Raw genomic sequence first — 13,088 nt, 5'->3', positions numbered from 1 at the left:
AGTCAAATTCGGCCCACAGCGGCAACCGAGCCATCCCTCTTACTGAAACACCCGAAGCGACCATGGACACGGAACACTCATCGTCGGAAGCGATCAAAGGCAGTCTGGGCAGTCGCCTGCGCGCAGCGCGCGAACTGCGCGGCGTGGACGTGGAGGCGTGTGCGCATGCCTTGCGCCTGCCCACCAGGGTGGTTCGCCAGCTTGAGGGTAACGACTACAGCGGCATCGATTACCAGGTGTACCTGGAGGGTTACCTCACCAAGTACGCACGCTATCTGGGCCTTGACGAAGCCCAGGTGAAGGCGGAACTCCGCCAGATTCGGCCGAGCCAGCCGACCCTGGTCGCGACTGGCGGCATCTCGCATTCGCGTTATCTGCTGGAAAACTACGCTCGCGCGGCGACCTATGTGGTGCTGACGGCCGCCATCGTCGTACCCACGATCTGGCTTGGCGTACGCGGCACGCTGGATCGCGATGTCAGCCATCTGGCTCCGCTTGATGCCGCTCCGGTGGCCCAGGTGGATGCACCGGCGAGCACCAGCAGCGTTGCCACTGCCGTGGCCACGCCGGCCGAAAGTGACACCAATGGCGCAAGCACCGTTGCCTCGGCATCCGCGACTCAGCCGGCGCCAGCCGCATCGTCGCCGGCGCCGGATCAGCAGCCGCTGATGGCATCGATGGCACCGTTCCCCAGTCTCGGCAATGACGCGGCCCATGCAGCGGCCCCTGCGGCCACGGCCGTGGGCAATGGCGCTCACAGCCTGGTGCTGAGCCTGGAAGCTGCCAGTTGGGTAGAGGTCACGACCAAGGATGGCTCGCGCCTCGAATACGGCCTGTTGCCAGCGGGCAGCTCCAAGACTTACCACAGCGACCAGCCGATGGAAGTGCGCATCGGTAACGCCACCGGCGCACAGGTCACGCTGGACGGACAGCCGATGCCGCTGGACAACTATCGTCGCGCGAATGTCGCCCATTTCCGCATCGAGATGCGCGACGGCAAGGCCGAGCCAGCCGGCGCCTGATCATCGCGCCGAACCTGTGCGGTCCGGCGCAATCGGTTATGCTTGCCCATTGTCTGCTCGACAACGAGTGGACTGGTCGAGCTGATTTATTTTTCCGCATGACGGGTGCTTCGCAAGTGCCTTCGATGTGCGGCTCCCAAGGGTGAGTGCATGGCATTTGAAGCGTACGACGATTACGAACAGAGCGAACGCGTACAGCAATGGCTGCGGCAGAACGGCCTGTCCATCGTCGTTGGCATCGCGATCGGCCTGGTCGGCATCTTCGGCTGGCAGCAGTGGAACAAGCACAAGGCGGGCCACGAGGCCGAGGCCGCCAACCTCTATCAACAGATCCAGGCCGCAGTGTCGTCCGGCAAGGCCGATGGCGCGGACACGCTGACCGAGCAACTGCTCAAGGACTACACCGATACGCCTTACGCGATGTTTGCGGTGAGCGACCGTGCGCAGCGCCAGGTGCAAGCCAATCAGCTGGACAAGGCCGTTGAGTCCCTCAACTGGGCCGAGAGCCATGCGGACAATGCCGAGCTGAAAGTGTTGACGGAAATGCGCATCGCGCAGGTGTTGCTGGCCCAGGGCAAGGGCGCCGACGCGCTGGCTGCGCTCGATCGCATGCCGCCCAAGAGCTATGAAGGCTCGGCGCAGGAACTACGCGGCGATGTGCTGGTCAAGCTTGGGCGTCCAGATGATGCCCGCAAGGCGTACGAAGCCGCCAAGTCGGCGTTGGGCGAGAACGCGCCTCAGAGCGTGCAGATGAAAATCGATGATCTGGCCGTGGCCGGGAAGCAGGGTGCATGAAACCTGAAGTGATGAAGCGCGGTGCGATGAAGTCGGGTGCAATGAAGCGCGTCTTGCTGGTTGCGCTTACCTCTTTGGTAGCCCTTGCCGGCTGCCATTCGTTCAAGAAAGAAAACGTTCAGCCGCCGACGCCGCTGGCCAAGGACTTCAAGCCCACGGTCCAGGTCACCCGCGTGTGGACGAACTCAGTCGGCGAAGGTGCTGGCGAGAGTGGCGTGCGTTTGCGCCCGGCCTTTGCCGATGGCGTGCTGTATGCCGCCAGCACCAACGGCAAGATTGCCGCGATCGATGCGGCCAGTGGCAAGACCCTGTGGTCCAAGAGTTCGCGCACGCAAGGCTGGTTCGGCTGGGGCGACAAGAAGCGCGCTGACGCGCTTTACGCCGGTGGCCCGATGGTCTCCGGTGACCTGCTCGTGGTCGGTACGCTCGATGGCCACGTCTACGGCATCAACGCGAAGGACGGTAGTCCGCGTTGGGAGTCCGTGGTCAGTTCCGAGGTGGTGGCTTCGCCGTTCATTTCCGGCAATCTGGTCATCGCACGCACGGCCGATGGCCGTCTCTACGGCTTTGATAGCGCCACGGGTGAGCGTCGCTGGGTCTACGACCAGGGCAGCGTGCCCCTGCTGAGCCTGCGCGGCGAAGGTCCGCTGCTGGTGGCGAACGGCGTGGTGTTCTTTGGTAGCGACGATGGCAAGCTGGTCGCATTGCGCCTGGACACCGGCGACAAGCTGTGGGAGCAGAGGCTAGCCAGTGGCGAGGGTCGCACCGAGATCGATCGCCTTAGCGATGCCGACGGCGGCATCCTTCTCGACGGCAGCACGCTTTTCGGCGCTGCCTATCATGGCAACCTGGTGGCGGTTGATGGCCCCAGCGGCCGTCCGTTGTGGGGGCGTCCGTTCTCCACCTTCACCTCGCTCGACATCAGCAACAACGCCCTCTTCGGCGTCGATGCGGATTCGCAGGTGTGGGCGTTCGACAAGAACGGCGGTGCCGACATGTGGAAGAACGACAAGCTCAAGTACCGCTGGCTCACTGGGCCGGCCGTGCAGGGTGACTATGTCGTGGTAGGTGACCTGGAAGGCTACGTGCATTGGCTGCAGACCGGCGACGGCGCGCTGGCCGCTCGTGAGCGCCTGTCCAAGAAGCCCATTCGCGCCCAGCCGCTGGTGGTGGGTGACACTGTGTTCGTGGTCGACGTGAAGGGCCGCATCGGCGCTTATCGTCTCGCCGCACACTGATAGCGGAACGGATGTCTAAGCATGTTGCCCGTCATAGCTCTGGTCGGTCGCCCCAACGTCGGTAAATCGACCCTGTTCAATGCCATGACGCGCAGCCGTGACGCCCTGGTCGCAGATATGCCAGGCGTTACCCGTGACCGCCACTACGGCGTGTGCCGTACCGGCACCCGCCCGTTCGTGGTGGTCGACACCGGCGGTCTTTCCGGTGTGGAAGAGGGCATTGATGCGCTTACTGCGCAGCAAGTGCGCTTCGCCATCGAAGAAGCGAACGTACTGGTCTTCGTGGTCGATGCGCGCGATGGCCTGTTGCCGCAAGACCGCACCATCCTCGCCGAGCTGCGTCGCACCGGAAAACCGATCATTGCCGCGGTCAACAAGACCGATGGCCTCGATCTACAGAACGCGATGGCGGAATTCGCCGTCTTCGGTATTGCCAATACGCTGCCGCTGGCCGCCTCGCACAACCGCGGCACGGAAGATCTGGTCGCCACCACCGAAAGACTGTTGCCGCCAGAGGTCGAGGAAGACCTCGATGCTGGCGAGGCCGGCAGTATTCGCGTCGCCATTGTGGGTCGTCCCAACGCAGGCAAGTCCACGCTGATCAACCGCCTGCTGGGTGAGGATCGCCTGATCGTCTCCAGTGTGGCCGGTACCACGCGCGATCCGATCCGCGTGCCACTGGAACGTGACGGCAAGCGTTACACGCTGATCGACACCGCTGGTGTCCGTCGCAAGGCGCGCGTCGAAGAAGCGGTAGAGAAGTTCAGCGTCATCAAGACCCTGCAATCCATGGCTGCCGCGCAGGTGGTCGTGGTGTTGGTCGACGCTCGCGAGAACCTGGCTGACCAGGATCTCACCCTGATCGGTCACGCCGTGGATGAGGGCAGGGCGTTGGTTATTGCCGTCAACAAGTGGGACGGTATGGAGGCCTACGACCGCGAGCAATGCCAGCGCGCGCTCGAGCGTCGCCTGCAGTTTGTCGACTGGGCCAAGACGGTATTCATTTCCGCGCTGCATGGCTCGGGTCTGCGTGAACTGATGCGCGGCGTCGTGCGTGCCCATCATGCGGCGACCAAGGTGCTGACGTCGTCCGAGCTCACCAAAACCTTGGAGCTCGCCTACGAGGGTTATCAGCCGCCCTTGGTTCGTGGTCATGCGCCCAAGCTGCGCTTCGCGCACCCGGGTGGCACCAATCCGCCGACCATCGTCATCCATGGCAGCCGTACCACGCATATCGCTCCGGCGTATCGGCGCTATCTGGAGAACTTCTTCCGCAAGCGCTACAAGCTGGAAGGGACGCCGGTGCGCATCTCGTTCCGTGATGGTGAGAACCCGTTTGCCGGCAAGAAGAACGTGCTTACGGACAGCCAGAAGCGCAAGCGTCAGCGCATGATCCGCGAGATGAAGAAGCGCTAGTAAAACGCCTGCGCGCCATAACTACCCTGTGTAGGAGCGCACCCTGTGCGCGACCGCAGAGCCAAGGGTCGCGCCAGTCTCCGCCTTTCGCCATTCGCTCTTTTGAACACCTCCATTCGCGAAATCTCGGCGGTGCCCTAGGGGCTTGGCCTGGCGATCGCGCACAGGGTGCGCTCCTACAACGGTGGCGGCCGGGCGAGGAAGCTTGGAGTGGCGTGGTGTCCGCCGTAAGCTAGTTCGATGACGAGCCTCCATCGCGACAGCTGGCTGGACACCTTGCGGGCCAGCATTCCAGAGATATCCCCGGCCGATGCCCTGGCCAGACAGGCACAAGGCGGCCTGCTGATCGATGTGCGCGAAGACGGTGAGCGGGCCAGCGGCACGCCCGTAGGTGCGATCGGGCTGTCGCGCGGGTTCCTGGAATTGCGTATCGAACAGGTCGAAGCAGACCGCGATCGCCCACTTATAGCGCTATGTGGCAGTGGCCAACGCTCATTGCTTGCTGCCGAAGCGTTGCTGCGGCTGGGTTACCGCCATGTCGTTTCCGTCGCCGGTGGCTACAACCGCTGGAAGGCTGAAGGATTGCCCAGCGTTACGGGCGCGCTGGATGTGGATGCTACGGAGCGCTACGCGCGCCAGCTGCGCCTCCCGCAGGTCGGCGAGGAAGGGCAGGCCAGGCTTTCGCATGCCAGCATCGTGCTGCTTGGTGCGGGTGGCCTCGGTGCGCCGGCGGCCTTGTATCTGGCGGCTGCTGGCGTCGGTCGGCTTACCCTGATCGACGACGATCGGGTGGAGCGATCCAACCTGCATCGGCAGGTGATCCATGCCGATGCACGGGTTGGCATGTCCAAGACCGAGTCGGCGCGCATCGCCTTGGCGGCGCTGAACCCGCGTGTGCATGTGGAGACACGCGAAGAGCGTCTGCAGGCGGATAGCGTTGAGCGCCTGCTCGCCGGCCACGATCTGGTGATCGACGGCGCGGACAACTTCCCGGCACGTTATCTGGTGGCGGCTGCATCACGGCGGCTGCACATGCCGATGATCTACGGCGCAGTGGAGCGTTTCACGGGGCAGGTCAGCGTGTTCGATCCACGGCGTGTCGATTCGCCCTGCTATCGCTGCCTGTTCCCCGAACCGCCGTCGGCAGCCGATGCACCCAATTGCAGCGAGGCCGGTGTACTGGGCGTGTTGCCCGGCATCGTCGGCCTGCTGCAGGCGACCGAGGCGCTCAAGCTGATCCTGGGTATCGGCGAGCCGCTGGTCGGGCGCTTGTTGGGTCTCGATGCGCTGTCCATGCGCTTTCGCGAAACGCGTTTGCCGCGTGATCCAGCTTGTCCGGGCTGTGGCGTGGACGCCACGTTCCAGGATTATCACGACATCCAGCGGATGTGCGCTGCCGCGGGTTGAGTCGGCTCAGGCCAGATCGGCCGCGATCAGCGAATACATGGCGGCATCCTGGGGCTGCCCATGCAGGCTTAGGCGATGGCGAGCGATACCCTCGAAGCGGGCACCTGCCTTCTCGGCCACGCGGCAGCTGGCCCGGTTATCCGACGCCGCCACGATTTCCAGGCGCTGCAGCGCCTTTGAGCTCAGCCCGTGGCGCGCCAGCATGCGTACGGCGAGGGGCGCCAGGCCCTGGCCCTGGCGGGATTGGCGCACCCAATAGCCCAGGTTCGCCATGCGGTAATCGGGCTGCCAATGGTTGAGGGTGGCGCTGCCGATCAGTTCGCCGCTGTGGCGGTCGACCATGGCCAGTGCACATTCGTCGCCCACCCCACGCCAGGCGAGGCGACTCCTGGCTATCCAGCGCCGACCGTCTTCCCGGGTGTAGGCCGGGGTGCACCAGTCCTGCCAGCGTCCGATGCTGTCCATGGATTCGTGCAATGACGCGATGAGTCCGTCCAGGTCGGCCTGGCGAAACGGACGTAGTTGCAACGGACCGTCCTCCAGGGTCGGCCCGTGCAATTCGGTGGCATCGTCGGGCGGCAGTAGCGAGTACACCGCTGCGGCGACGGCCTGTCCCTGGTGGCATAGGCGATTGGGGCCGATGCCATCGAGATGGGCGCCGGCGCGCTCGGCCACACGCCGACTGGCCCGGTTGTCGGCGGCGGCGACGATTTCGATGCGTATCAGTCCCAGCGTTTCGAAGGCGAGCGTGGCCACAGCTTGCACAGCGGCCGGTGCGATGCCCTTGCCTTGTTCTTGCTGGCGGACCCAATAGCCAAGATTGGCGCTGCCGTGCTCGCGGTCCAGCCGGTTGAGCCCGATGCCGCCCAGCAGGCGGCCCTCGCTATCGAAGATGCCAAAAGCATAGGGTTCGCCGCGTATCCAGCCGGACTGGCAATGCTCGATCCAGGCGACGCCGTCTTCCCATGCATAGCCCGGGTGGCACCAGGGTAGCCACTGGCCGACCGAGGTGATCGATTCCTGGGCGGCCTCATACAGTGCCTCGGCATCGCCCGGTCGCCATGGGCGCAGGCGAAGGGTGGCGGCGGCAAGTTCCAACGAAGCGGGCAAACGTTTGGTGGCGGCCATTCGATCCGGTTTGTGTGCGTGCGGTGGAGCCGGGATAATACGTCTCTTTGCAGGCAGCCCCGACCATGACCGCACGCATCCTCGACGGCAAACGCATTGCGCAGGAACTGCTGGATCGGATCGGACAGCGGGTAGCCGAGCGCAAGGCGCAGGGGCTGGCCGAGCCGGGCCTGGCCGTGGTGCTGGTTGGCAATGATCCCGCCTCGGCCGTCTATGTGCGCAAAAAGCGCGAGGCCTGCCAGCAGGTGGGCTTCCGCTCCTTCGAGCACGACCTGCCTTCCACGGTGACGCAGGAAGAGCTGTTCGCGCTGATCGATCGACTCAATGCCGACCCGGCGGTGGACGGCATCCTGGTGCAGTCGCCGCTGCCCGACCATATCGATGAGGATGCGCTGGTCGATCGCATCGATCCGGGCAAGGACGTCGATGGTTTCCAGGCGGTGAATATCGGTCGCCTCGCACTGCGTCGCTTTGGTCTGCGCCCGTGCACGCCGCGTGGCGTGATGACCTTGCTCGGTCATACCGACCGGCCGGTGCGTGGACAACATGCCGTGGTGGTAGGCGTCTCCAATCACGTCGGTCGTCCGCTTGTGCTGGAACTGCTGATCGCCGGCTGCACCACGACTTGCTGCCACCGTTTTACGCGCGATCTGGAAAGCCATGTGCGCCTGGCCGACATCGTGATCGTGGCGGTGGGCAAGCCGGGCCTGGTCAAGGGCGAATGGATCAAGCCCGGGGCGGTGGTGATCGACGTCGGCGTCAATCGACTCGATGATGGCCGTCTGGTCGGCGACGTGGAGTTCAAGCCGGCCGCACAGCGCGCCAGCTGGATTACCCCGGTGCCGGGCGGCGTCGGCCCGATGACGGTGGCCACCTTGCTGGAAAATACCTTGGACGCGGCCGAGGCGCGCGCGCTCTTGCATCACGGCGGCTGATACGGCATTGCCGTGGCGATCGTCGCGCTTTCGGCAACAAACTGTTCATGCAGCGTGTGGCGAGCCTGCGGTCTTCCGCGTATAATTTCATCTTTGCAGCGGGACTTTTCGCATGCGCATCATCGCCGAGGCTCTCACCTACGACGACGTTTACCTGGTTCCGGCCCATTCGGTTGTTCTGCCGCGCGACGTGGACACTTCCACGCGGCTGACCCGCGATCTGCGCCTGAACATCCCCATCGTGTCCGCCGCCATGGACACGGTGACCGAAGCCCGCCTTGCCATCACGATGGCGCAGAACGGCGGCATCGGCATCATCCATAAGAACATGACCGGCGATCAGCAGGCCGCTGAAGTGCGCCTGGTGAAGAAGTTCGAGGCTGGCGTGATCCGCAGCCCGATCACCGTGGGTCCGAACACTTCCATCCGCGAAGTGTTGCAGCTCACTCGTGCGCACAACATCTCCGGCGTGCCGGTAGTGGATGGCGAGAAGCTGGTCGGCATCGTCACCAGCCGCGACCTGCGTTTCGAGCGCAAGCACGAGGACCCGGTGCGCAACATCATGACCCGCCAGGACAAACTGGTGACGGTGCGTGAGGGCGCCAGCCAGGACGAGGTGCTGCAGCTGCTGCACAAGTTCCGCATCGAAAAGGTCCTGGTCGTCAACGACGACTACCAGCTGCGTGGACTGATTACCGTCAAGGACATCCAGAAGGCCCGCGACAACCCGAACGCTGCCAAGGATCGCCACGAGCGTCTGCTGGTCGGCGCCGCGGTCGGCGTGGGTGGCGATACCGAGCAGCGTGTCGAGGCCCTGGTCGAAGCCGGCGTGGACGTGATCGTGGTCGATACCGCGCATGGCCATTCGCAGGGCGTCATCGAGCGCGCTGGCTGGGTAAAGAAGCGCTATCCGCAGGTGCAGGTCATCGCCGGCAATATCGTCACCGGCGAAGCGGCGCGCGCGCTGCTGCACGCTGGCGTGGATGCGGTGAAGGTCGGCGTGGGCCCGGGCTCGATCTGCACCACGCGCGTGGTTGCCGGCGTGGGCGTGCCGCAGATCACCTCGATCGACATGGTCGCCACTGCTCTGAAGGACGAGATCCCGTTGATCGCCGATGGCGGCATCCGTTACTCGGGCGATATCCCCAAGGCGCTCGCTGCCGGTGCGTCCACCGTGATGCTCGGCTCGATGTTCGCCGGCACCGAGGAATCGCCGGGCGAAGTGGAGCTGTTCCAGGGTCGCTCGTACAAGAGCTACCGTGGCATGGGCTCGCTGGGCGCGATGGCGCTGGGCTCCAAGGATCGTTACTTCCAGGACGATGCGGATCCCGACAAGCTGGTGCCGGAAGGCATCGAGGGTCGCGTGCCGTACCGTGGTCCGCTGCGCAACATCATCCACCAGCTGATCGGTGGCCTGCGGGCGTCCATGGGTTACCTGGGGGCGGCCACCGTCGAGGACGTGCGCCAGAACGCGCAGTTCGTGAGGGTGACTGGCGCTGGCGTGACCGAGGCGCATCCGCACGATATCCAGATCACGAAGGAAGCGCCGAACTATCGGCTCAATTCGTAAACGGATACGCGCCGGCCTTATGGCCGGCGCATCGTTTTAACGGAAGGCTACGTGCAGGGCGTGATGCCCGACGTCACCTTCGTATTCCCAGAATTCAGACGCGGCGCGATACCCGCTCGCCGCGCATCGGAGCCGGACCGTGACCGACATCCATAGCGACAAAATCCTCATCCTCGATTTCGGTGCGCAGTACACCCAGCTGATCGCCCGGCGCGTGCGCGAGATCGGCGTGTATTGCGAGATCTGGGCCTGGGACCACGACCCGGCCGAGATCGCCGCGTTCGGCGCCAAGGGCATCATTCTTTCCGGTGGCCCGGAATCGACCACGCTGGCGGGCGCGCCGACGGCGCCGCAGCAGGTGTTCGACTCAGGCCTGCCCATCCTCGGCATCTGCTACGGCATGCAGACCCTGGCCGCGCAGCTGGGCGGTGCCACCGAAGCGGCCGATGCACGCGAGTTTGGCCACGCCGAAGTCGACATCGTGACGAAGAGCCGTCTGTTCGAGGGCCTGAGCGATCACGACAGCAGTCATCGACTCGATGTGTGGATGAGCCACGGCGATCATGTCGCCAAGGCACCGCCGGGCTTTGTCGTCACAGGCTCCACTGACCGCATCCCGGTCGCCGTGATGGAAAACGAGGACAAGCGCTGGTACGGCGTGCAGTTCCATCCGGAAGTGACGCATACGAAGCAGGGCAATGCACTGCTGAAGCGTTTCGTCACGGAAATTTGCGGCTGCCAGGCCCTGTGGACGGCGGCGCACATCATCGAAGACCAGATCGCGCGCGTGCGCGCGCAAGTCGGTGACGATCATGTGCTGCTGGGCCTGTCCGGCGGCGTGGACTCTTCCGTGGTTGCCGCGCTGCTGCACCAGGCCATCGGCAAGCAGCTCACCTGCGTGTTCGTGGACACCGGCCTGCTGCGCTGGAAGGAAGGCGACCAGGTGATGGCCACCATGGCCGAGCACATGGGCGTGAAGGTGATCCGTGTCGACGCCGCCGATCGCTACTTCAATGCGCTCGAAGGCGTGGCCGACCCGGAAGCCAAGCGCAAGATCATCGGCCGGCTGTTCGTCGAGATCTTCGACGAGGAATCGGCCAGGGTCACCGCCTCGGGCGGCGGTCATGTGAAGTGGCTGGCGCAGGGCACCATCTATCCCGATGTGATCGAGTCGGCCGGCAGCAAGACCGGCAAGGCCCACGTCATCAAGAGCCACCACAACGTGGGCGGCCTGCCTGAGCACATGAAGCTCAAGCTGATCGAGCCGTTGCGTGAACTGTTCAAGGACGAAGTACGCCGCATCGGCGTGGAGCTCGGCCTGCCGCGCGAGATGGTCTATCGCCATCCGTTCCCCGGCCCCGGCCTGGGCGTGCGTATCCTGGGCGAGGTGAAGCGGGAATACGCCGAGCTGTTGGCCCGTGCCGACGCCATCTTTATCGAAGAGCTGCGCGCCTGGGATCTGTACGACAAGACCAGCCAGGCCTTCGCGGTGTTCCTGCCGGTGAAGTCGGTAGGCGTGGTCGGCGACGCCCGCGCCTACGAATGGGTGATCGCGCTGCGGGCGGTGGAGACCATCGACTTCATGACGGCGCATTGGGCGCACTTGCCGTATGATTTTCTTGGCAAGGTTTCCAATCGCATTATCAATGAGTTGCGTGGAGTTTCTCGTGTCGTTTATGACATTAGCGGCAAGCCGCCCGCGACCATCGAGTGGGAGTGAGTTTGCTCACTCCCGCGAGTTGTTTGTATGTTAGAAGTGTCGGGTAACTTACTGATAATCAGTGAATTGTTTACGCTTCTCGGCAATGCTGCCGAGCAGCGTCCTTGGGCGCCAACGCAAGACTTGAGCGCCCAGTCCTGAGCGGTGCTTTCGCGCCGATCGTCGTCTGATGCTGGCGACGGCACAAGGTTCATCATGCCTACCAGGGCACCGTTTGTCCCCGGTAGTCCAGGTAGCGCAGCCCGGCGTGCCCGCGGCGGGACTGGATCGTATCGACCACGCGCGGAATGCTTTCGCTGATATCAAGCGGAGCCTCGGCGCCGCCCATCTCGGTGCGTACCCAGCCCGGGGCGATCAGTAGCAAGCTGCGTGGGTCACCCGTGTGGCGTGCGGCGAAGCTGCGCATCAGTGTGTTGAGCGCTGCCTTGCTGGCGCGATAGACCTCCCAGCCGCCATCGAGATTTTCCGACACGCTGCCCAGCTCCGACGACATCGCGGCGATCGTGCCGCTGGGAGGTACCAGCGTTTGCAGGCTTTCGATCACTCGCATCGGGCTCAGGGCGTTAGTGACCATCATCTGCACGAACGCTTCGGTGCTGGTGTCACGAATGGATTTGTCCGGATCGATGGCGATGCCGGCATTGACGAACAGCAGGTCCAGTCGGCGATCGCGCAGGCGATGGTGCAGGGCGGCGACCTGCTCGTCATCATCGATATCGACCGCCTCGATTTCCAGGCGTCCGTGCGAGTGGGCGGCAAGATCGTGCAGGGCGGTGTGCCGTGTGCCGCGTACGGTGGCGATCACCTGCCAGTCGCGCTTGAGGAATTCCTCGGTGAGGGCCAGGCCCAGGCCGCGTGAGGCGCCGACGATAAGTGCGGTGGAAGTGGGGTTGTGAGACATGGCGGGGAGTCCTTATCGGGAGAGTGGGTGTTTCACTTTGCGCGCTCGACCAGTTCGCGCAGCACCGTAGGCAGCGTGACGGTTCCCTTGCGCGATCCGCGTACGCCTTGCTCGAATTCGATCCAGCCTTGGTTGAAGCCATCGAGCATGCGGATGCGCGGCTCGGGGTTTTGCATGCCCTCGGCGCGGAACCGTGCTTCCCAGCTGTCGCGTGGTACCGGTTCGGCCTGCACGGGGTGAGCGAAGATGGCGGCAAAAGCGGCGGCGATGTCATTGGCTGAGTAGCGCGCGGGGCCTTCCAGTTCGACCACCCGGGTACCGATCCAGGACTGCTGCATTGCTTCGGCCACCGTGCGGGCGATATCCGCGGTCGCGACCATCGGAAGCGGATGATCCAGCGGCTGCAGGAAGCTGGGCATGATGCCGGAGCGGGCGGCCTCGATATCCCATGCCGCGTTTTCCATAAACCATCCGGCGCGCACGAAGGCCGTCGGCAGGGGCAGGGTGCGCAGGGCGGCTTCAAGCATCCTTGAGTTGTGCAAAAGGGAGAACTCTTCGACTTGTGCGCCCACGGTGGAAAGAAAGACCAGCTTGCCCGGGCGGGATGCCTCGACCGCCTGGCTGACCGTGTCGATGATGGCGCGGATATGGAGGAAGCCGGGCGCCGGGTCGTAGTCCGGCGGAATCATCAGAAAGACGCCTTCGACACCCTTGAACGCGGCGGTCAGGCCGGCGGGATCGTCGAACGATGCCACGGCGGCCTGGCAGCCCAGCGTGGTCCAGGGCTCGGCCTTGTTGGCCTCGCGGACGACGGCGCGCACGGCTTGCCCCGCGCGAAGCAGGTTGCCTGCGACCTTACCGCCGACCTGACCGGTAATTCCCATGACTGCAAACATGTTCGGGACTCCCGAAGTGGCGATGGTCTATCGCGATGGGGCGCATTCTCCGCTCGGCTT

General features: G+C 64.4%; 11 protein-coding genes. 8 read left to right on the top strand and 3 right to left on the bottom strand.

Features of this window, described 5'->3' with window-relative positions:
* The first annotated feature begins 62 nt into the window (after nt 1-62).
* From ACT01B_RS13055 to moeB, 5 genes are all read left to right on the top strand, one after another.
* Nucleotides 63-1,022 carry a helix-turn-helix domain-containing protein gene (locus ACT01B_RS13055; protein ID WP_445143690.1) on the top strand — a complete coding sequence of 320 codons (960 nt, stop codon included), beginning with the start codon at nt 63-65 and terminating at the stop codon, nt 1,020-1,022.
* 150 nt (nt 1,023-1,172) lie between these two features.
* Nucleotides 1,173-1,817, top strand: coding sequence for a YfgM family protein (locus ACT01B_RS13050; RefSeq protein ID WP_445143689.1), 645 nt, complete (start codon nt 1,173-1,175; stop codon nt 1,815-1,817).
* Entirely contained in the window at nt 1,814-3,055 is a 1,242-nt protein-coding gene (bamB, locus tag ACT01B_RS13045) for an outer membrane protein assembly factor BamB (RefSeq protein ID WP_445143688.1), read from the top strand. Before ACT01B_RS13050 ends, bamB begins: the two co-directional genes overlap by 4 nt.
* Before the next feature lie 21 nt (nt 3,056-3,076).
* Complete coding sequence (gene der / locus ACT01B_RS13040; RefSeq protein WP_445143687.1) at nt 3,077-4,471, top strand: ribosome biogenesis GTPase Der; 1,395 nt, start codon at nt 3,077-3,079, stop codon at nt 4,469-4,471.
* 240 nt (nt 4,472-4,711) lie between these two features.
* On the top strand, nt 4,712-5,878 hold the full coding sequence (gene moeB, locus ACT01B_RS13035; protein WP_445143686.1) for a molybdopterin-synthase adenylyltransferase MoeB: 1,167 nt from the start codon (nt 4,712-4,714) through the stop codon (nt 5,876-5,878).
* 6 nt (nt 5,879-5,884) lie between these two features.
* Here moeB and ACT01B_RS13030 read toward each other — a convergent pair whose 3' ends face one another.
* Nucleotides 5,885-7,006, bottom strand: coding sequence for a GNAT family N-acetyltransferase (locus ACT01B_RS13030; RefSeq protein WP_445143685.1), 1,122 nt, complete (start codon nt 7,004-7,006; stop codon nt 5,885-5,887).
* 65 nt (nt 7,007-7,071) lie between these two features.
* Here ACT01B_RS13030 and folD point away from each other — a divergent pair, with 65 nt between their 5' ends.
* From folD to guaA, 3 genes are all read left to right on the top strand, one after another.
* Complete coding sequence (folD, locus tag ACT01B_RS13025) at nt 7,072-7,941, top strand: bifunctional methylenetetrahydrofolate dehydrogenase/methenyltetrahydrofolate cyclohydrolase FolD (RefSeq protein WP_445143684.1); 870 nt, start codon at nt 7,072-7,074, stop codon at nt 7,939-7,941.
* A 112-nt stretch (nt 7,942-8,053) separates the two neighbouring features.
* Nucleotides 8,054-9,511 (top strand): IMP dehydrogenase, encoded by a 1,458-nt coding sequence (gene guaB / locus ACT01B_RS13020; protein ID WP_445143683.1) that lies wholly within the window; start codon nt 8,054-8,056, stop codon nt 9,509-9,511.
* Between the two features lie 139 nt (nt 9,512-9,650).
* Nucleotides 9,651-11,231 carry a glutamine-hydrolyzing GMP synthase gene (gene guaA, locus ACT01B_RS13015; RefSeq protein WP_445143682.1) on the top strand — a complete coding sequence of 527 codons (1,581 nt, stop codon included), beginning with the start codon at nt 9,651-9,653 and terminating at the stop codon, nt 11,229-11,231.
* Nucleotides 11,232-11,430: 199 nt separating this feature from the next.
* On the opposite strand, the gene ACT01B_RS13010 is transcribed toward guaA, so the two are convergent.
* The gene (locus tag ACT01B_RS13010) at nt 11,431-12,132 is read right to left on the bottom strand and encodes an SDR family NAD(P)-dependent oxidoreductase (RefSeq protein ID WP_445143681.1); all 702 of its coding nucleotides are present in this window, start codon (nt 12,130-12,132) and stop codon (nt 11,431-11,433) included.
* Between the two features lie 32 nt (nt 12,133-12,164).
* Entirely contained in the window at nt 12,165-13,028 is an 864-nt protein-coding gene (locus ACT01B_RS13005; RefSeq protein ID WP_445143680.1) for an NmrA family NAD(P)-binding protein, read from the bottom strand.
* Between the last annotated feature and the right edge of the window lie 60 nt (nt 13,029-13,088).

This window comes from Dyella sp. Tek66A03 (assembly GCF_052567735.1).
This window is presented reverse-complemented; position numbering and strand designations above follow the sequence as displayed.

Bases quoted from the DNA above. Each gene is read 5' to 3' on its own strand.
- ACT01B_RS13055 (WP_445143690.1), top strand. From the start codon at position 63: ATGGACACGGAACACTCATCGTCGGAAGCGATCAAAGGCAGTCTGGGC.
- ACT01B_RS13050 (WP_445143689.1), top strand. From the start codon at position 1,173: ATGGCATTTGAAGCGTACGACGATTACGAACAGAGCGAACGCGTACAG.
- bamB (WP_445143688.1), top strand. From the start codon at position 1,814: ATGAAACCTGAAGTGATGAAGCGCGGTGCGATGAAGTCGGGTGCAATG.
- der (WP_445143687.1), top strand. From the start codon at position 3,077: ATGTTGCCCGTCATAGCTCTGGTCGGTCGCCCCAACGTCGGTAAATCG.
- moeB (WP_445143686.1), top strand. From the start codon at position 4,712: ATGACGAGCCTCCATCGCGACAGCTGGCTGGACACCTTGCGGGCCAGC.
- ACT01B_RS13030 (WP_445143685.1), bottom strand. From the start codon at position 7,006: ATGGCCGCCACCAAACGTTTGCCCGCTTCGTTGGAACTTGCCGCCGCC.
- folD (WP_445143684.1), top strand. From the start codon at position 7,072: ATGACCGCACGCATCCTCGACGGCAAACGCATTGCGCAGGAACTGCTG.
- guaB (WP_445143683.1), top strand. From the start codon at position 8,054: ATGCGCATCATCGCCGAGGCTCTCACCTACGACGACGTTTACCTGGTT.
- ACT01B_RS13010 (WP_445143681.1), bottom strand. From the start codon at position 12,132: ATGTCTCACAACCCCACTTCCACCGCACTTATCGTCGGCGCCTCACGC.
- ACT01B_RS13005 (WP_445143680.1), bottom strand. From the start codon at position 13,028: ATGTTTGCAGTCATGGGAATTACCGGTCAGGTCGGCGGTAAGGTCGCA.